This is a genomic window from Bacillus sp. 0209A (genome assembly GCF_036765095.1).
Classification (GTDB): Bacteria; Bacillota; Bacilli; order Bacillales; family Bacillaceae; genus Bacillus; species Bacillus subtilis_G.
Window position 1 is genome coordinate 103,693 of sequence record NZ_JBAIZV010000005.1, and the last position, 18,345, is coordinate 122,037.

Annotated in this window: 18 protein-coding genes and 1 riboswitch; of the genes, 5 read left to right on the forward strand and 13 right to left on the reverse strand. The window is 45.1% G+C overall.

Going from position 1 to position 18,345, the window contains the following annotated elements; all coding sequences use genetic code 11:
• Positions 1–105: 105 nt before the first annotated feature.
• The 3 genes from cshA to V6D44_RS17460 form a co-directional block, all read right to left on the reverse strand.
• A complete protein-coding gene (gene cshA, locus V6D44_RS17450) occupies positions 106–1,590 on the reverse strand; it encodes a degradosome RNA helicase CshA (protein ID WP_141113424.1) in 1,485 nt (494 codons plus the stop codon).
• Between the two features lie 399 nt (positions 1,591–1,989).
• On the reverse strand, positions 1,990–3,363 hold the full coding sequence (locus V6D44_RS17455; RefSeq protein ID WP_087992965.1) for a UDP-N-acetylmuramoyl-tripeptide--D-alanyl-D-alanine ligase: 1,374 nt from the start codon (positions 3,361–3,363) through the stop codon (positions 1,990–1,992).
• 70 nt (positions 3,364–3,433) lie between these two features.
• The gene (locus V6D44_RS17460; RefSeq protein WP_087992966.1) at positions 3,434–4,519 is read right to left on the reverse strand and encodes a D-alanine--D-alanine ligase; all 1,086 of its coding nucleotides are present in this window, start codon (positions 4,517–4,519) and stop codon (positions 3,434–3,436) included.
• A 153-nt stretch (positions 4,520–4,672) separates the two neighbouring features.
• Between V6D44_RS17460 and V6D44_RS17465 the strand changes: the two genes are divergently transcribed.
• Complete coding sequence (locus V6D44_RS17465) at positions 4,673–4,993, forward strand: thioredoxin family protein (RefSeq protein ID WP_087992967.1); 321 nt, start codon at positions 4,673–4,675, stop codon at positions 4,991–4,993.
• A gap of 14 nt (positions 4,994–5,007) precedes the next feature.
• Here V6D44_RS17465 and V6D44_RS17470 read toward each other — a convergent pair whose 3' ends face one another.
• Complete coding sequence (locus tag V6D44_RS17470; protein ID WP_087992968.1) at positions 5,008–5,880, reverse strand: cation diffusion facilitator family transporter; 873 nt, start codon at positions 5,878–5,880, stop codon at positions 5,008–5,010.
• 245 nt (positions 5,881–6,125) lie between these two features.
• On the opposite strand from V6D44_RS17470, the gene V6D44_RS17475 reads away from it, so the two are divergent.
• Together V6D44_RS17475 and fbpB are read left to right on the forward strand one after the other, a co-directional pair.
• Positions 6,126–6,290, forward strand: coding sequence for a Fur-regulated basic protein FbpA (locus tag V6D44_RS17475; protein ID WP_087992969.1), 165 nt, complete (start codon positions 6,126–6,128; stop codon positions 6,288–6,290).
• Positions 6,244–6,423, forward strand: coding sequence for a Fur-regulated basic protein FbpB (gene fbpB / locus V6D44_RS17480; protein ID WP_087992970.1), 180 nt, complete (start codon positions 6,244–6,246; stop codon positions 6,421–6,423). Before V6D44_RS17475 ends, fbpB begins: the two co-directional genes overlap by 47 nt.
• Before the next feature lie 28 nt (positions 6,424–6,451).
• Here the strand turns inward: fbpB and V6D44_RS17485 are convergent, their stop codons facing one another.
• From V6D44_RS17485 to dctS, 9 genes are all read right to left on the reverse strand, one after another.
• Positions 6,452–7,594 (reverse strand): acyl-CoA dehydrogenase family protein, encoded by a 1,143-nt coding sequence (locus V6D44_RS17485; protein WP_087992971.1) that lies wholly within the window; start codon positions 7,592–7,594, stop codon positions 6,452–6,454.
• A 131-nt stretch (positions 7,595–7,725) separates the two neighbouring features.
• Complete coding sequence (locus tag V6D44_RS17490; protein ID WP_019257527.1) at positions 7,726–8,061, reverse strand: hypothetical protein; 336 nt, start codon at positions 8,059–8,061, stop codon at positions 7,726–7,728.
• A 94-nt stretch (positions 8,062–8,155) separates the two neighbouring features.
• Positions 8,156–8,923: an ABC transporter permease gene (locus tag V6D44_RS17495; RefSeq protein WP_087992972.1), complete on the reverse strand. Its 768-nt coding sequence runs from the start codon at positions 8,921–8,923 to the stop codon at positions 8,156–8,158.
• Complete coding sequence (locus V6D44_RS17500; RefSeq protein ID WP_087992973.1) at positions 8,916–9,842, reverse strand: ABC transporter ATP-binding protein; 927 nt, start codon at positions 9,840–9,842, stop codon at positions 8,916–8,918. Before V6D44_RS17500 ends, V6D44_RS17495 begins: the two co-directional genes overlap by 8 nt.
• Positions 9,843–9,933: 91 nt before the next feature.
• Positions 9,934–11,172 (reverse strand): dicarboxylate/amino acid:cation symporter, encoded by a 1,239-nt coding sequence (locus tag V6D44_RS17505; RefSeq protein ID WP_087992974.1) that lies wholly within the window; start codon positions 11,170–11,172, stop codon positions 9,934–9,936.
• A 73-nt stretch (positions 11,173–11,245) separates the two neighbouring features.
• A riboswitch (cyclic di-AMP (ydaO/yuaA leader) is annotated at positions 11,246–11,378 on the reverse strand.
• Positions 11,379–11,424: 46 nt separating this feature from the next.
• The gene (locus V6D44_RS17510) at positions 11,425–12,477 is read right to left on the reverse strand and encodes an AI-2E family transporter (RefSeq protein ID WP_087992975.1); all 1,053 of its coding nucleotides are present in this window, start codon (positions 12,475–12,477) and stop codon (positions 11,425–11,427) included.
• Between the two features lie 148 nt (positions 12,478–12,625).
• Positions 12,626–13,891, reverse strand: coding sequence for a C4-dicarboxylate transporter DctP (gene dctP, locus V6D44_RS17515; protein ID WP_087992976.1), 1,266 nt, complete (start codon positions 13,889–13,891; stop codon positions 12,626–12,628).
• Between the two features lie 119 nt (positions 13,892–14,010).
• A complete protein-coding gene (locus tag V6D44_RS17520; protein ID WP_087992977.1) occupies positions 14,011–14,691 on the reverse strand; it encodes a response regulator in 681 nt (226 codons plus the stop codon).
• On the reverse strand, positions 14,681–16,288 hold the full coding sequence (dctS, locus tag V6D44_RS17525; RefSeq protein ID WP_253269148.1) for a two-component system sensor histidine kinase DctS: 1,608 nt from the start codon (positions 16,286–16,288) through the stop codon (positions 14,681–14,683). The genes V6D44_RS17520 and dctS overlap by 11 nt, the downstream gene beginning before the upstream one ends.
• A 71-nt stretch (positions 16,289–16,359) precedes the next feature.
• On the opposite strand from dctS, the gene V6D44_RS17530 reads away from it, so the two are divergent.
• Positions 16,360–17,412 (forward strand): TRAP transporter substrate-binding protein, encoded by a 1,053-nt coding sequence (locus V6D44_RS17530; protein WP_087992979.1) that lies wholly within the window; start codon positions 16,360–16,362, stop codon positions 17,410–17,412.
• An 84-nt stretch (positions 17,413–17,496) separates the two neighbouring features.
• Positions 17,497–18,318 carry a manganese catalase family protein gene (locus V6D44_RS17535; protein WP_087992980.1) on the forward strand — a complete coding sequence of 274 codons (822 nt, stop codon included), beginning with the start codon at positions 17,497–17,499 and terminating at the stop codon, positions 18,316–18,318.
• Positions 18,319–18,345: the final 27 nt, after the last annotated feature.

Consider the following 18,345-nt stretch of genomic DNA (forward strand, 5'->3'; position numbering starts at 1 on the left):
GCATACAGAGAAAAACAGCTTCCGTCAGCTCAAAGTTTGCTGAATACCAAGTCGTAAACATAAAAAAGCCCAAAACGACATGTTTTGGGCTTCTAATCGATAGAATTAGTAAGATTTTTTCTGGCGTCTGTCACCTGAAGAACGGCGATCGTTTGAACGCTTTTTGTCGTAGGAAGAACGGTTGTTGTTTTTCCCTTTTCCGCCGCGATAGCCGCCGCCTTGTCCATCTCTGCGTTTAGAAGAGCGCTGGTTCTTGTGGCGTTTGCCGACCATCGGCGCTTCGTCTGTTAAGCGAATCGGTGTGTTGTCCGGCTCTTTTGTAGACATCTTGATAGCCGCCGCAACCACTGTCACTGCATCATGATCTTCAAGCAGCTCAGCTGCCGCTGTCATGTAGAAGTTCAGGTTGTTTTCACTGATTGCCGTGCGAAGGCGTTCAACCGTAACCTGCTGCTGGCCTTCTAACGCTTCATCAAGTGTAGGCTCCTTCATGCGGTCCATTTTGCGTTTTGTTGTTTGTTCAATTGCGCGAAGCATGCTTTTCTCACGCGGTGTAATGAACGTCATCGCCATACCTGTTTTTCCTGCACGGCCTGTTCTTCCGATACGGTGAACATAGCTTTCAGGATCTTGAGGCACGTCGAAGTTGTACACGTGCGTAACACCAGAGATATCAAGTCCGCGAGCGGCAACATCAGTTGCAACAAGAACTTCGATTGCGCCTTCTTTAAATTTGCGAAGTGCAACCATACGTTTCGCCTGCGTTAAGTCACCGTGAATTCCTTCAGCCGCATATCCGCGAAGGTTCAAAGCTTCAGCCAGCTCATCGACACGGCGTTTTGTACGTCCGAAGACGATCGCAAGCTCAGGAGACTGAATGTCAAGAAGACGAGTCAGTGTATCGAATTTTTTACGCTCCTGCACTTCTAAATAGAACTGCTGAATGTTAGAAACCGTCATTTCTTTTGCTTTTACTTTCACGTGTTCCGGCTCAGTCATGAAGCGCTCCGCAATACGTTTGATCGGCGCTGGCATCGTAGCAGAAAACAGAAGTGTCTGATGCTCGCTCGGCACGTTTGAAAGAATAGATTCAATGTCGTCAATGAATCCCATGTTCAGCATTTCATCCGCTTCATCCATTACAACAGTGTTTACATTGTTTAAGCGAATTGTGCGGCGGTTAATGTGATCAAGAAGACGTCCAGGTGTTCCCACAATGATATGCGGGTTTTTCTTTAATGCCCGAATTTGTCGTCCAATATCCTGTCCGCCGTAAATAGGAAGAACCTTCGCACGCTTATCTTGTCCGATTTTATATAATTCTTCAGATACTTGAATGGCTAATTCACGGGTTGGCGCGATTACGATTGCTTGAATATTAGGAGACTCGGGGTTAATTTTTTCAACAAGGGGTATACCAAACGCTGCTGTTTTACCTGTACCTGTTTGCGCTTGTCCAATGACGTCTTTATTTGAAAGTCCGAGCGGTATCGTTTGTGCCTGAATCGGCGTTGCTTCTTCAAATCCCATACGGTTAATTGCTTTCATGAGATCAGAACTTAAATTAAAATCTTGAAACGTTATAGTCAAATTATTCAAACTCCTTCTAATTGCTGTGTCAGTAATGTCGTGATTTACCACCAAAAACTGCCCTTTCCACAAAAAGGACAGGTCCATACGTATACAAAGCCCGAATTACTTCTAAGTTTTATCTTACCATTACACTATTTGTTTTTCAATAAAATGAGAAGCAGATTGGCTTCTCGAATATGCCGGCTGCTGTTTCATCCGCTCCCAAATGTCCGGCGGGAGAACTTCGGGCAGGCGAATGAAAGTCCGGACAAATATTTTCGAATCGCAAAATAACCTGTATTTATTGTATCATAGCCGCAGCCAGCCAGACATACATTATTTCAGGCCGGCATACATTAGTGTTTGCACATCATTCTATTTTATGATGCAATATGCGTTTTTTTCGCAGGATTTTTTTTATGAAAGCGGGCTGTCTATTAAATCTTTAACGATTTCTTCAAGCTTCATACCTCTGGACGCTTTGAATAAAATCAAATCCCCTTTTGACGCGCTTTCCTTCACGGCTTGAAAAAGATCTTTTTTCTCGGTGAAGTGGCTGACGCGTTCTTTCTCAAAGTGGTTCAGTGCGCCTTCCGCAATAAAAGCGCCCAGCTTTCCGTACGTAAAGACGCGGTCGATTTTCTCAGGGCTGATGACTGCGCCGCACTCTTTATGGAATGTTTCTTCAAGATCACCGAGTTCAAGCATATCGCCGAGCACAAGCATTTTTTTTCCGTAGCCTTCAAGGCTTTCTGTCAATTGAATGGCAGCCTTCATTGAAGTCGGGCTGGCATTGTAAGCGTCATTGATAATCGAAATGCCGCTGTCTGTTTTGATGAGTTCGAGCCTCATGCCGGTTACCTTTAGTCCGCTCAGTCCTTTTGCCGCGTCATCAGCCGTGATGCCGAAATAAGCCCCCGCGGCGATCGCAGCCATAGCGTTCATGACATTGTGCTTGCCGAGTACCGGAATAAAAAACGATTTTTCCATCCCTTTAATTGTAAAATGGGTTCCCGCTTCACTCTGGCTGACATCCTGAAGCTGATAATCATTTTGCGCTCCCGATCCGTACGTTTTCGTTCGGCAGCTGTATGCTTTTTGAAGAAGCGGTTCATCCCCGATATAAATCAGCACTCCGTCTTCTTTAAGCCCGTTAATGATTTCAAGCTTCGCCTCTGCAATGCCCTCTCTTGAACCAAGATCTTGCATGTGGGATTCGCCGATATTTGTAATCACAGCCGCATCCGGGTTTGCCAGGCGGCTCAGGAGGTCAATTTCTCCTTTAGCGCTCATTCCCATCTCCAATACGGCGATCTCCGTATCTTCAGGCATGGATAAAACCGTCAGCGGCAAGCCGATGTGATTATTAAAGTTCCCTCCTGTTTTGTGAACACGGTACTGGGTTCCCAAGACGGCGTGAATCATATCTTTTGTTGTCGTTTTGCCATTGCTTCCGGTTACCCCGATGACACGCGTGCCAAGCTCCTGTAAATAAGCTTTTGCAAGTTGCTGAAGAGCGGAAAGGGTGTCGTCAACTAAGATGACAGCCTGTTCCTCGGGCGGATTTGGTTCTGACCGATCCCAAAGAACGGCCGCTACACCGGCGTCAAAAGCCTGCTGCACAAATGTGTGTCCGTTAAAATGTTCCCCTTTCAGCGGGATGAAAAGCTGATCTTGTTCCAGTTTCCTTGTATCAGTTGCCACTCCATGAATGACTGTTTGTTCGTATTGCGGATTTGTCAATGTGCCTTTGACCATCTCTGCCATATTTTTTATGGTTCGCTTAATCAAGTGCGGTCCCTCTCTTTCTTTTTGTATACGGGAAAAGACACTGCCCTCTTACCGGCAGTGTCCATCTTCATTAGAATGTATGCTTAATCAATTGTTTCTCAGCGTGGCGTTCTTTTGCAAGCTCCACAAGCTGTTCAATAAGGTCAGCGTATTCCACTCCCGCCTCTTTCCAGAGCAGCGGGAACATGCTGAAAGGAGTAAAGCCAGGCATTGTGTTAACTTCATTGATCAGAACTTCGCCGTCTGCAGTCAAGAAAAAGTCCGCTCTGACAAGTCCTGAACCATCGATCGCTTTAAACGCCTTAATTGCCATATCACTGATTTTTGCGTATTCCTCATCGGTCACGTTTGCCGGAATCACCAGATCAGTATCTCCATCCTCATATTTCGCTTTGTAATCGTAGAAATCTGTCTTCGGTGCGATTTCTCCCACAACAGAGCATTTAGGATCATCATTTCCAAGTACGCCGATTTCGATTTCTCGGCCATTAATTCCTTCTTCAACGACAACTTTTCGGTCATATTGGAATGCAAGCTCGAACGCTTTTTGCAATTCTTCACGGTTTCGGCATTTGCTGATTCCGACACTTGAGCCAAGGTTCGCCGGTTTTACAAAGCAAGGATAGCCTAATTCCTGTTCGACCTGCTCACAGCTTTCTTCCGGAGAACGAGTCCAGTCTTTCTTAAGGAAAGCTGCGTATTTAGCCTGAGCTAGGGCGGCTTGCGCGAATAGATGTTTCATCACGACTTTATCCATGCCTGCTGAGGAAGCAAGCACGCCGTTTCCAACATATGGAATATTCAACAGTTCGAGCATTCCTTGAATCGTACCGTCTTCTCCGTTCGGTCCGTGGAGGAGCGGGAATACGACGTCGATGGCTTCATTTTGCTGTGACGCTTCCTGCGGAAACATCTCCTGATTCAGGGCAGCTGGAGAAAAAGCACTGCCTCCTTGCTCAAATTGAAGCATTTTCACGTTTGAAACAGGCTCAGTTAAACGAGCGCCTCTTACCCATTCGCCTTTTTCAGTTATATAAATCGGATGTATATCAAACTTCTCAGTATTAAGCGCTTTGATTACAGCCAGAGCCGTCTGCAGTGAAACATTATGTTCAGCCGACTTTCCTCCGTACACTAATCCTAGACTTGTTTTCAATGGATACTCCCCCCACTACAATTCATCTTTACTATCTTATCACTTTCACGAGAAAATGATCTAATTATTTTTGGGCATGCTGATGCTGAATGCATTTGTATGTAATTCCTTTTTATTTTATATTAAAATGGCATTGAAAAGGAGATGTGACATATGAAAAAAATCACGACTAACGAACAATTTAATGAACTGATTCAATCTGATAAAGAAATTATTGTGAAGTTTTATGCAGATTGGTGCCCAGACTGCACACGCATGAATATGTTCATCGGCGATATTTTGGAAGAGTACAATCAAAACGATTGGTATGAGCTGAATAAGGACAAGCTTCCTGAGCCGGCTGAAAAATACCAAGTAATGGGCATTCCCAGCTTACTTATCTTCAAAAACGGTGAAAAAACAGCTCACCTTCACAGCGCCAATGCCAAAACGCCTGAAGAAGTGACTGAATTTTTATCTGAACATATAAGCTAATTCGTTAAACAGCCTTATTTTATGTCGTCGGGCTCTACATGAACATGAACATGAGTGACATCGTGTTCATGTTTTATTTTGTCTTCTACTTCATCCGCCACACCATGGCCTTCCTCTACTGTAAGCTTCGGATCAACCGTAATGACCATCTCAATATGAACTGTGCTGCCTAAATACCTCGCTTTCACATCTTTTAAACGATGTACATTCTCAATTCTGCCGACAGTCTGTTTGTAAGGCTCAAGATCTTTTAAGTGAAAGCCGTCTGTTAACGAATGTGAAGCGTCTTTAAAGATATCCCACGCCGTCTTGCAAATCACGATGCCGATGATAAAAGCTGTTACCGGATCGATCCACGGCAGCTGCAGCTGGGCTGACATCACACCTATAAACGCTCCGGCACTTACAAAGGCGTCTGACCTGCTGTCTTTTGCCGCCGCCATCAGAGCAGAGCTTTTAATGGATGCCGCCAGCCTTTTGTTATATAAATAGATGCCATACATAAACACAGCACTTCCTAACGCCGTCCATGCTGCAATAAGACTTGGCGTTTCCGTTGTTCCGTCCGCAATCGCTCTTCCTCCGCCAATTAACACTTCAATGCCGACAACCATCATTATAAAAGACGCAACGAGGGACGAAATCGTTTCAGCCCGATAATGGCCATATGGATGATCGTTGTCAGCCGGCCTTTGAGAAATACGCAATCCAATCAGTACCGCTACTGACGCTACAATATCTGTTCCATTATTTAATCCGTCTGCTCTCAGCGCTTCGGAGTGATAGAGAATCCCAACGACTAGCTTCACAACAGCAAGGATGACATATGCGAAAATATTGAGGAGCGCCCCTTTTTCTCCCTTTTTCAGATTTTTTGTCCGCTCCATTGAATATCAGCCTCCAATCTGTTACATAGTATGGTTCAAAACATAAAAAATAGCAGCAGCATTCAATGCACAGGAACATTTCGACAGCAATTATTGCCCGGGAAACATTTTGTCGATCTGTTGAATATTTGCAAATTGATGAAAGAATAGGACTGTTTTCACCTTTACAGGTTATTGGGGACATTGTATACTGTGGTTAATTGATAATGATTATCAATATCGTTTGATTGGAGGTTGGTGACACAATGACACCTCAGTCTGGAGAAATCAGAAAAAAACAGCTCATTCATCTGTTAATACAGAATGGTATATACAAAAAGTCCACGCGTCATTTATATGAATTGTCGCTGACAGAGTTAGAAAGTGAATACAAACATGTCAGGAGGGAACCAGAGCATGTCGAAGCGTAAAGTAAAAACCTACCAGCAGCTGATCCAGGAAAACAAAGAGGCGATTATGGGCAACCCAAAGCTGATGAATATCATTTATGACAGAATCGACCGCAAGCATCAAAAAAATCTGCAAGAGCAAAACAATACATAAAAAGAGCCGGGAAGGCTCTTTTTTTTCATCACTCAAACGCTTCTGAGGCCAGCTTTTGGATTACCGCATCATCCATCGGCGGGTTATGGAGGCCTGCGCGCGCATCACGATAATAGCGCTGAAGCGGGTTGGTTCGTTCTAGGCTTTTGGCACCGACAATTCTCATCGCTTTATCGACAACAGACAGCGCAGCATTTGTGACGATATGTTTCGCCGCACCGAGCTCGCTTCTCAAGTGAGGGCGGCGCTCCGGATCATCATACAATTGGGCGATATGGAAAAGAAAATGTCTGGCATTAGTCAGATCAAGCTCCATTTCGCCTGTTCTTTGCTGTACGGCCGGGACATTTTTGATCGGTCCCTTCAAACTGTTTGGAGAATACTCAGACGCAAATTGCACCGCATAGTCTCGCGCTGCTTGAGCAATGCCAAGATAAATCGCCGGGATGTGAAGCAGCCAGCCATTTGGCTTTGCTCCCCGAGGCCCTTGAAGCAATTCCACCAGTTTATCCTCATCAAGCGTTACCCCATTCAATACAAGGTCATGGCTTCCAGTAGCCCGCATCGCCATCATATCCCACGTTTCTTCAATCGACAATCCGGGATCATCTTTATGAATGAGAAACACGCCTGTTGATTGTTTTTCTTCAATCCATGCCGTGACTAAAAAATAATCCAGTGCTTGCGACATCGTCGTAAAGGTTTTTCTTCCGTTCACTGCCCATTTGCCATCCTTTTTGACGGCGTTTGTACCGGGGCGCCCTCCTCTTGTCGGGCTTCCGGTGTTCGCTTCTGTCGCCGCCCTGTTGATAACGGCTCCGTTTTGAACTTCCTTTGCAATAAACGCAAACACGTCTTTATCCCAGCTGTTGCCTTCTCCGAGCTCTCCGATTACGCTCATATGCCAGCCGATGCTTAGCGCTGCGGGAGCGTCTCCCCGTGCCAGCCGTTCTTGATACAGGAGCATATCGTAAACAGAAATGCCCCCTCCTCCATGAGATGCCGGCAATGTTAAAGCCGTATACCCAGCATCACGCAGTTTTTGTATTTTTTCTGCAGGAAACCGTCCCTGTTCGTCATCTTCAGCGGCCGTTTGCTGAAATTCATCCGCAATCCGTCCGATTCTCTCCATCCATTGCCGCTGTTGATCGTTTTGTATAAATAATGACATCCGGCAGCCCCCCAAGGTTTTAATTCCGATAAATTTAATATGTATTATAGATTTCCTGCCATTATTCCGCAACTGTTAACCTTTTTGTCGGGGATAAAAAAAATACGCCGTTCCGCAAGGGAACAGCGCGATTAGACAGGATTTGCATCCCGGTCTTGTTTCATGCCGAGATAAATCAGCATATATGTCAGGTACCCCATTGTCATCACCAAGCCGCCAAAGAAAAAGCTCGAGAAAATCGGCTCTTCAAAAGCGGTTACTGCCGCAAGCACAATCCAGCTTGCATACAGATAGATGATAAAATAACGGATGCCCGTCTTCATTTTATATATCATGTACAGCCCCGCGAGAGAAAACAATCCAAGCGCGAGTCTGAAATAAACAAGATGCTCAAACTGAAACATGAATGACACAAATGAGAATCCAAGCAGCAATACGATCGGTAAAGCGGTAATAAAGTTCCTCAATCGAGACACCTCCGTCAGTACCTTTAGTATAAACCAAAATATCAGCTGATATTGATTTACGTGATTTTTTTCACAAAAGTGTCATTCCTTGCCTTTATACCCGGACATCCCGTTTACAGAAGCACCACCAGCCAACCGCAATGAAAAATATGGCATGTATGACGATAATCCCCACTGAAAACAATGGCGTCATGCCTGAAAACAACACGGTCTGGCCGCTGCTGTATTGGGTAAAGTCAGTGTTCGCAAAAAGTAAAAAGCTGCCCCATTTGTTTTCAAACAGCTTCATGAGCTGGACAAGTGTACTCGCTCCATATAAAACGACAAAAGAAACGACGACAGCTACCGCGCTGTTGCGGAACAGCGAAGAACAAAGCAGCCCGAACAATCCCATCATTACGGCTTCAAGCCAGTTTGACCCGATCAGCTCCAAAGTGTTGATCAGCAATGCCTGTGATTCTGAAGTCACGGATGTGCCAAAAAAGATAAGACCGAATAATAATGCCAGAATGTAGTATGCCAAATACAAATAAAAGCTGGCCATCACAATTGTGATTAATTTTGACCAAAAAACCTTTTGACGTTTAACCGGACGAATGAGCAGAAATTTGATCGTCTTTTTATCAAACTCCATCGAAACAATTGTCGCTGCAATCACGATCGTTAACGCCTGCAGCAGGATGTTCAGGCTCGGTGTATACGAAAAATAGCCGATGAAGTTTTCATCTGTCCCGGCACTGATGACAATCCGTTTAATGATCAAAGCCATGAAAAATTGAAAGACCGCCATCAAGATAAGAGATATCAATGTGACCTTCCGATTAAAAAGTTTCATATGTTCATTCCAAACTAATTTAGACAAGCTCTTCTCCCTCCTCTTGATGGACAGTTGTCGCTTTTATGAATTCATCTTCCAGTGATTGCGTGTAAGGCATAACGGAAAATACATCCAGGCCTTGTCCGACAAGTGAGCGGTTCAGCTCCGGAATGTTTTCTTTTGCTACCTCAACAACAATCGCCCCGTCTTGCCGCTCAGCTTGATATTGATTGCTTGTCAGCCAATTGAGTGCTTTTTCTTCCGGCTGCACTTCAATGATTGCTTTTTCTGTTGTTTGATCTGTTCCATATAAGCTGACTTCCGCTTTGATCTCGCCTTTTTGAATAATAATGACACGGTCACACAGATCTTCAACCTCGCGCAATAAATGGGTGGCGAATAGGACTGCTGTCCCTTCCTTTTCCGCGAGCTCTTTAATATGATCGCGAAAATCCTTCATGCCAGCGGGGTCCAGACCGTTTGTCGGCTCATCTAAAATAAGAAGCTTCGGCCCGTGAAGGATCGCCTGCGCAATGCCAAGTCGCTGGCGCATGCCAAGGGAATAGGTTTTGACCTTATCATGAATCGCTGACGTCAGCCCGACACGTTCCACCACTTCATCAAGCCGTTCATCCGCTATTTTTTTGTGCATATTCGCAAAGTGCTTGAGGTTTTCCCAGCCTGTCAGGTACGGATAGAACTCTGGGTTTTCGACGATCGCCCCCACAGCTTCCATCGCTTGTTCAAACTCTGTATCATGCTGGAATCCGCTGATTGTCACACTTCCGCTGTTTTGTTTTAACAGCCCGACGATGATACGGATGAGTGTTGTTTTCCCTGAACCATTCGGGCCGAGCAGGCCGATGATTTCTCCCTCCATGACGTCCATGCTGATCTGTTTTAAAATCTGTTTAGACCCGATCTTTTTATCGAGGCCTTTAATATGTAAAATCGGCTCAGCCATAAAGCCTTCCTCCTTTTTCGGCAAAAAATAAACAGTGCCCAACAATTAGGCACTGTTTGTATTATAGCATTTGTTGCTTCCAAATGTTTGGTTAAACCGATAGAGTCGACGTTTGCTCAGGCTGTTTGTTCTTCTCTGTTTCTGTCACAATGACAGCGCAGGCCGCGTCTCCTGTTGTATTTACAACTGTACGAAGCATATCAAGCAGGCGGTCAATTCCAAGGATCAACCCGATTCCCTCAACAGGCAGACCGACAGATTGAAGCACCATAGCAAGCATAATCAAACCGACTCCCGGAACACCCGCGGTTCCGATACTTGCTAATACAGCCGTCAGTACGACCATCAGCAGCTGCGTGAGTGTCAGATCATGCCCGAATACCTGGGCAATGAAGACGGTGGCTACCCCTTGCATGATGGCTGTTCCGTCCATATTAATTGTAGCGCCCAGCGGCTGGACAAAGCTGCTGATCGGCTCAGGCACCTTTAGTTTTTTCTGTGCCACATCCATGGAAACCGGCAGAGTCGCATTGCTGCTGGAAGTACTGAACGCGACGACCATAACCTCTGAGAAATCTTTAAAGAACGTAATCGGATTTCTTTTGGCGATAAGCGCTACCGTAGATCCGTAGGTTACGACTGCATGTATCAATAATGCAATGGTTACTACAAGCATGTACAAGCCCATCGCTTTCATTGCACTGAACCCTTGGCTTCCCACGGCTGTCGCAATCAAACCGAATGTGCCATACGGAGCAAACTTCATGACCAGATTCACTAGGTACATCATCAATTCATTTCCTTGCTCAACAACTTTGAGAAGCATATCCGCTTTTTTACCGAGCATTGTAATCCCAAGCCCGACAAAAATGGCAAAAGCGATAATCTGCAGCATATTCCCCTCGGTCATCGCTTGAACAGGATTGGTCGGAATAATGTTTAACAGGGTGTCCGCAATACTTGGCGCTTTTTCAGCAGTGAATTCGGCAGACGATGTATCATATGTTCCAAACTCTCCCGGTTTGATGACAAGAGCTAAAATGATGGCAATGGTAATCGCCACTGCAGTTGTGACGAGAAAATAAGAAATCGCCTTTACACCGATTCTGCCAAGCTTCTTAGGATCGCCCAGTCCAGCTACTCCCAGTGTCAGTGAGAAAAAGACAATCGGAACGACAAGCATTTTGATAAGGTTTAAAAAGATCGTACCAAGCGGACCGAATACAAACTTATTCAAATTTTCAAATAATTCAGGTGATGTCAGGTTAAGAATAATTCCCGTCACCGCACCCAGCACCAATGCAATGATTATCTTTGTAGCCAGCTTCATCTGCATTCCTCCCTTTTTTGAAAAAAAGCCCGCGAGAGACTCCCGTGGGCTTTGGCTATAACATCAAACCACTGGATTCTCTCTTCACGCTGATGAGGTTAGCTGACGGGTTCGGACGAAGAGATGTCCGTTTTTCTGACGAAAAATTAACCCCAAAAGATCGGGTCCCCCACTCCTTAGTTAAAAGGATTAAGCGTGTGGCTTACTATTGTATGATAGTTTATTTATACAGAAAAGAACCAATTTTGTAAACTATTTTTTGTTACTTTTTTCTTGGAATCTTTTGGGTCCATCTTCCTTATTGGTCACATCAAGGATATCAAGGAGAAACACAAAGATCGGAATCCCGATAATTAAACCCCAAATGCCTAAAAAGTGCTCAGAGAAAATGAGTACTATGAAAGTGAAAAAGATCGGCAGTTCTGTTTTCGCAGACATCAGCTTCGGATTTAAGAAATAGGTTTCGATCGCATGTATGGCGAATATGACAAGCACAATGTAGAGCACATACATTCCGCCGCCTGTGCTGTATGCGATAATACTGAGCGGAATCAAAGAAATGACAACGCCTGCTACAGGAATTAATCCAAGGAAAAACACCATAATAGAAAGCCCAAACAGCTGCGGGAAATGCATAATCCAAAGCGCGATAAACGTCAGAACACAGTTGACGAGCGCAATGATAAATTGAGCCTCAAGCACTTTTCCGAACGTTCTTGCAAATTTTCTTCCGAAGAAAGCAATTTCCTCATAAAAGACCGCCAGTTTGCTCGTTTTAAATTTCCCCATAAATTCTGAAAGCCGTTTTTTCTCAAATAAGAAAAACATGCTGAGAACGAGCGCCATTACGACCTGCAAGCCAAATGTGCTGATATCGGCCAGATACGTATACACCACATTGAAACCCTCTTTGACATATGAACTGATATTAATATCTCCGAAAACACTGGTGATCTCATCAAAGAAAGGGATGGTGTCCGGGTGATACGCAATATGTTTAATCTGCTTAGCCAGCTGCTGAATCTGCGCCGCGACGATCGGATAAAAAACAAATCCCCCAACTGTAAGCAAAACAGCCAGCAACACGTAAAGAAACGTAATGACAACCCGCTGGCTCACGCGGAAGAATCGACTTGCGAACTGCCGTACGACAAACTCCAAACGATCCATTAGAAAGGTGAAAATGAAAGTAAGCAAGATTAAGTTGATCATGCTCTTAAATAGATATAACACACCAGTTAACACGACAAAGACGGAAAAACGCCTTACTCCCGGGTGCTGAAAAAATTTAACTAAAGCGGCCATTTATACACCCCTGTTAGGACAAACGTCCTTAATTCAATATAGTATCCATCTGTAAATTATATAACAAAAAAATGCTGAGGTCTCTGTCATTACCTTAATAATTCTTAAACAATTAAAAAAACGGCCCCATGGATGAGCCGCTCATTTCTTAAACTGCTGTTTTCATTTTTTTCATGTCTTCAACAGCCTCTATGCTTTTTGCTTCATCGAATTCATTTTCGCTTTTTGCAACAATGATCGTGGCGATTCCGTTTCCGATCAGGTTCACAATCGCTCTTCCTTCACTCATGAAACGGTCAACCCCAAGCAGGAGTGCAAGACCCTCCAGCGGAATGACCTGAAGCGCTGACAGTGTTGAGGCAAGGACGATAAATCCGCTTCCCGTCACACCGGCCGCTCCCTTCGATGTCAGCATCAGAACGAGGATAATTGTAATTTGCTGGCCAATGCTGAGGTCCACTCCAAACACCTGTGCCAGAAAAACCGTCGCCATTGATAAATAAATCGATGTGCCGTCAAGGTTAAATGAATAGCCCGTCGGAATGACAAGCCCGACAACGGATTTTGAACAGCCGTAACGCTCCATTTTATCCATCATACGCGGAAGCACCGATTCTGAAGAGCTTGTGCCAAGCACGATCAGAAGCTCATCTTTAATAAAGCGCAGGTAATTCCACAGACTGAATCCGTAAAGCTTGCAGATGATATTTAAAGCTACAAATACGAACAGGAACATCGTAATATAAACAGACATCATTAAACTTGCCAGCGGCTTGATGGAATCGAGACCGAAGTGCCCGATCGTATACGCCATCGCCCCGAATGCCCCGATTGGCGCCGCGCGCATGATATAGCCGATGATTTTGAAAAAGACGTGAGAAATCTTGTCGAAGAAATCAATGACGCTTTTCCCTTTTTCACCTAATGCCGCAAGACCGACTCCGAAAAGAATCGAAAAGAATAAGACCTGCAAAATGTCCCCTTTTGCGAAGGCATCAACCATGTTGGACGGAACAATGTGTGTGACAAATTCAATCCAGTCGATTCCCTGACCGCCATTTTGCGTGTATTGTGATACATCACCCTTTTCAAGCTTGCTGTAATCAAGCCCCGATCCCGGCTTTATAATATTAACGACGAACAAACCGATAATGAGTGCGAGAGTTGTGACAACCTCGAAATAAATAAACGCTTTTCCCCCTACTTTTCCAACCTTCTTCATATCGCCCATTTTTGCAATCCCGAGAACGATAGTGAAAAAAATGATTGGGGCGATCACCATTTTAACAGCGTTGATAAATGTATCGCCAAGCGGTTTCATTTCTTTTCCGATATCAGGCCAGACCAGCCCGACAATGACCCCGATGATGACCGCAGTTATGACCTGAACTGTTAAATTTTTAAACAGTTTCATATTCTGCATCCCCCTGTCCTATTCGCCTTTGTGTCTTTCTTACTAGAATGATAGCGTTTTCATATAAGGTGGGGAAGTTTATGATCATAACGGACATTTTGGTCTTTTTGGTCTCAGGTTTATCCTTTAAACACGTAGCGGTTGACAGGACGGCCGATTCCGCCGTATTGAACGTCCAGCTTAATGGTTCCGTTTTTTTCTAGATAATCAAGGTATCGCCTCGCTGTCACTCTGGCGATACCGAGCGCCTTGGCGACCTCTTCTGCAGAAAGAGATGCGGTTTGCCGCTTCAAAATAGCAGTGACTTCATTCATCGTAAAATGATTCAATCCTTTTGGCAGATCCTGTACGGCCTGCTGCGGAATATTCAGGATCGCATCGAGCTGTTCCTGGGACAGCGTATCGTTCGCTTCTATTTTTTGTTTATATTGCTTGTACTTTTCAAGTGCCTGTCTCATTCGCTCAAGCTTAAATGGTTTTAAGATATAGTCAGCCGCTCCATTTTGCAGCATAAGGGAGATCGTTTCTTTGTCTTTTGCAGCGGAAACGACAATGATATCCACTTCAAGCTTTTGCTTTCTGATCTCCTGCAACGTTTTGATCCCGTCTTTTTTCGGCATGTACACATCGAGAATGACGAGGTCGGGCTGTTTTTCTTTAATTAGCTTGATGCCTTCTTCTCCGTTTCCCGCTGTTGCACAGACAATAAAGCCGCTGACAGTTGTGATGAAATCCTTGTTTACCTCTTGAACCATCGGATCATCTTCAATGAGCAGAACCTTCCATTCTTTAAGAGCCATGCTGTGCTTCCTCCCCCTTCATTGGAAAAACGATAGAAAAAGCTGATCCTTGCCCTGCGTGTGAATCCACTTCTACCGTGCCCGATCCTTTGTCTGTTATTTGTTTGACTAGATACAGGCCATAGCCTGTGCCGCCTGTTTTATTGACTGTAAATCCTTTGTCGTAAAGGTGCGGCATATATGCCGATTCAATCCCGCAGCCGTTATCTTCTATTAAAATTGCCAGGATATCATCCGTTTGTTCGATGCTGATGTCAATCCGTTTGTCATTAGATTGAACCGTTTCAAATGAACCGAAGGCATTTTCAATCAGGTTGCCAAGAAGCACAACGATATCATGCTGATCAACATGCTCGGGAAATTGCTGAAGGCTGCTGTTTTCATCAATATGAACAGCAATGCCCAGCTCCCTTCCTCTTCTGATTTTACTTAATAGAAGGCCAGCCGCAGCGTCATTTTGAATCGAGCGATGAAGAAATTCAGTCACATTTTCCTGCTCAGTTGACGCCCGGAATGCAAGCTGCAAGGCTTTTTCAGATTTCCCCAGCTGGATGAGGCCGGCGATCGTATGCAGCTTATTCATATGCTCATGGTTTTGGACGCGGAGCGCCTCTACAAAGTTTTTGACGCCGGTCAACTCCTCCGCCATCTTAGCCGCTTCCGTTCTGTCCTGAAAAATCGCGACGGCGCCGATGACTTTTTTCTTCATGACGATCGGAATTCTGCTGCTCATAATCACTTTTCCGCTGACGCGAATTTCTTCATTATAAACCGCTTTGTTCCGCTCCACGATTTCGGGCAGGCGCGAATCCTTAAGAACCTCCCAGATCACCTTTCCGACCAGATCCCCCTTCACCTCAAAGATCTGTTTCGCTTTTTCATTAAAAATCGTAATGATAAGCCGGTTGTCGATGGCAATCACGCCTTCGTTCATGGAGTGAAACGTCGCAGTCCGTTCTTCATACATTCGGACAATCTCATGAGGCTCAAGCTGAAACATTTGTTTTTTGATATGGCGGGCCAGCAGAAAGGAACCTGCAAGGCCGAAGCCGAGTGTCAGTACAACGATGAATGTGATATCGTGTTTTAACTGAAGCAATATGTCGGTAATCCCCGGCAGTGTTTTCCCGACAAGCACCACGCCGATCTGGTTCAGCTCGTGATCCTTCACCGGATAAAAAGCGCGGACCGCCGTGCCGATCTCTCCCTTTGCTTCTGAGAAATAAATATGCTCCGCAAACGCCGCCTCTTCGTCTGCACCCTTGGATTTCTTGCCGATACTTGTACTGACAGGATGCGTGTAGCGGATGTGATTCATATCCATGATGACAATATAGTCTGCTTCATTAATCATCCTGATCTCTTCAACCGCATGGCGAACAGCTTCTGTTTGTTTTTTTCGCGCCAAGGCCTCTTTTACTTCTGTCATCTCCGACACCGTCCGGGCCGTATTCATCAAACGTTTTTTCAGCTCCCGCTCCTCTGTATGCTGGATATTGCCGATGAGCACAATGCCGCCGATCAAAAAGGAGAAAATGACGAGTATATAGGATAAGATCGTGATTTTCCAACGGATTGAGAGCTTCTTTTTGTTCATCATCTTCTCCTTTCAGGTCTTTACGAATGGCATGGGCCCCATTATCCTTAAAACATAGGGGAGGGCTTTTCATGAAGAGTTTGCTTGCATGTCTCGCACTGATGATCGCCGGAATTGCAACCGCTTTATTTATCGGATTCCATGATCGTTCCAGCAGTGAAGAAATCGTTTATGATGACGACCAGGAAGGCTTACAGGATCAAATCGTGTTTACATTCAGCCATGTGGTTGCCGAAAACACACCGAAAGGGCTGGCCGCCAATAAATTCGCCGAGCTGGTAAACGAGAAATCAGGCGGAAAAATAAAAATTGAAGTGTTTCCGAATGGAAGCCTCTATTCGGACATTGAAGAAATTGAAGCATTGCAAAACGGCGATGTTCAGTTTATCGCCCCCTCCACATCGAAGCTCGGCATGCTCTCGCCTGAATGGGGCGTGCTGGATCTGCCGTATGCATTTACAGATTACAATGCCGTCAAAAAAGGGCTGCACGGCAGCATCGGCACACAGCTGTTTGATTCCCTAAAGAAAAACCAATTAAAAGGCCTCGCCTATTGGACAAACGGCTTTAAACAAATCACGACAAATGAAGGGCCGGTCAAAACCCCGGATGATTTAAAAGGTCAAGATCTCCGCATTATGCAAAGCGATGTGATAGAGGATCAGTTCAAGCTGCTTGGTGCAACGCCTCATCAGGAATCCTTCAATTCTACCTTTCAGCTGTTAGAAAACAATACAGTCGATGGCGAAGAAAATACCATCTCAAACATCTATTCTAAAAAATTTTATAATGTTCAGGACCATTTGACAATAAGCAGCCACGGTTATCTCGGCTACGCTGTCATGACGGATGAGCACTTCTGGAACGCGCAAACACCGGAAACACGGCGCGTTTTAACGGAAGCGATGAAGGAAACGACAGAGTGGAATGAAATGCATGCCGAGCAAATGAACAAGGAGCAGCTGGAAGTCATCAAAATGAGTTCTTCTATTCACATCTACGAGCTGTCAGATAAAGAGAAAAAAGAATGGATGAAGCGCCTCGATCCTGTTTACCGGCAGTACGAGCCTATCTTCGGCCGGAAGCTGATTCAGGAGCTTTTGGAGCTGCGAGGTGATTCGTAGTCCCCAACTCGATACGCTGTTTTTCGTTTATCTTTCAATTGATCGGAAATATAAAAAGGGATAAACGAAAAAGGAGATGGGAACATGTTTAAGCACACGAAAATGCTGCAGCATCCTGCTAAACCAGATCGTCCAGATCCATTATTCGCGAAAAAAATGCAAGAAATTTTAGGCGGGCAATTTGGAGAAATTTCTGTTGCCATGCAGTACTTATTTCAAGGCTGGAATACAAGAGGAAATGAAAAATACAAGGATTTGCTGATGGATACGGCAACTGAGGAACTCGGGCATGTTGAAATGATCGCCACGATGATCGCCAGACTTCTTGAGGATGCCCCGCTCGATCAGCAGGAAAAAGCCGCTGAAGATCCGGTCATCGGCTCCATTCTGGGCGGCATGAACCCTCACCACGCGATTGTATCAGGACTTGGCGCCATGCCGGAAAACAGTACAGGCGTCCCTTGGAGCGGCGGCTATATCGTTGCAAGCGGAAACCTGCTGGCAGACTTCCGCGCCAATCTGAATGCGGAATCACAAGGCCGTCTGCAGGTCGCACGCCTGTTTGAAATGACAGATGACAAAGGCGTTAAAGATATGCTCAGCTTCCTGCTGGCGCGTGACACGATGCACCAAAATCAATGGCTCGCCGCCATTAAAGAATTAGAAGCACAAGAAGGCCCGATTGTGCCGGGAACATTTCCGAAAGCACTCGAAAAGCAAGAGTTCTCGCATCAGCTTATTAATTTCTCTGAAGGCGAAGAAAGCGCCGAGCAAACTTGGCTGAACGAAAAAGCGCCGGATGGAGAAGCCTTTGAATACGTGAAAGAAGCGAAAGCGTTTGGAGAAAAACCGGAGTTAAAACCAGCACCGCCTTTTGTTCATGATACACTTCCGGGACGCGAGTAAGATACAAGCCCAAAACATAATGTTTTG

Excerpts from the sequence above, each read along its gene's own strand:
- V6D44_RS17465 (WP_087992967.1), top strand. The coding sequence starts at position 4,673 with ATGAAAAAAATCACGACTAACGAACAATTTAATGAACTGATTCAATCT.
- V6D44_RS17470 (WP_087992968.1), bottom strand. The coding sequence starts at position 5,880 with ATGGAGCGGACAAAAAATCTGAAAAAGGGAGAAAAAGGGGCGCTCCTC.
- V6D44_RS17475 (WP_087992969.1), top strand. The coding sequence starts at position 6,126 with ATGACACCTCAGTCTGGAGAAATCAGAAAAAAACAGCTCATTCATCTG.
- V6D44_RS17485 (WP_087992971.1), bottom strand. The coding sequence starts at position 7,594 with ATGTCATTATTTATACAAAACGATCAACAGCGGCAATGGATGGAGAGA.
- V6D44_RS17500 (WP_087992973.1), bottom strand. The coding sequence starts at position 9,842 with ATGGCTGAGCCGATTTTACATATTAAAGGCCTCGATAAAAAGATCGGG.
- V6D44_RS17505 (WP_087992974.1), bottom strand. The coding sequence starts at position 11,172 with ATGAAGCTGGCTACAAAGATAATCATTGCATTGGTGCTGGGTGCGGTG.
- V6D44_RS17510 (WP_087992975.1), bottom strand. The coding sequence starts at position 12,477 with ATGGCCGCTTTAGTTAAATTTTTTCAGCACCCGGGAGTAAGGCGTTTT.
- dctP (WP_087992976.1), bottom strand. The coding sequence starts at position 13,891 with ATGAAACTGTTTAAAAATTTAACAGTTCAGGTCATAACTGCGGTCATC.
- V6D44_RS17520 (WP_087992977.1), bottom strand. The coding sequence starts at position 14,691 with ATGGCTCTTAAAGAATGGAAGGTTCTGCTCATTGAAGATGATCCGATG.
- dctS (WP_253269148.1), bottom strand. The coding sequence starts at position 16,288 with ATGAACAAAAAGAAGCTCTCAATCCGTTGGAAAATCACGATCTTATCC.
- V6D44_RS17530 (WP_087992979.1), top strand. The coding sequence starts at position 16,360 with ATGAAGAGTTTGCTTGCATGTCTCGCACTGATGATCGCCGGAATTGCA.
- V6D44_RS17535 (WP_087992980.1), top strand. The coding sequence starts at position 17,497 with ATGTTTAAGCACACGAAAATGCTGCAGCATCCTGCTAAACCAGATCGT.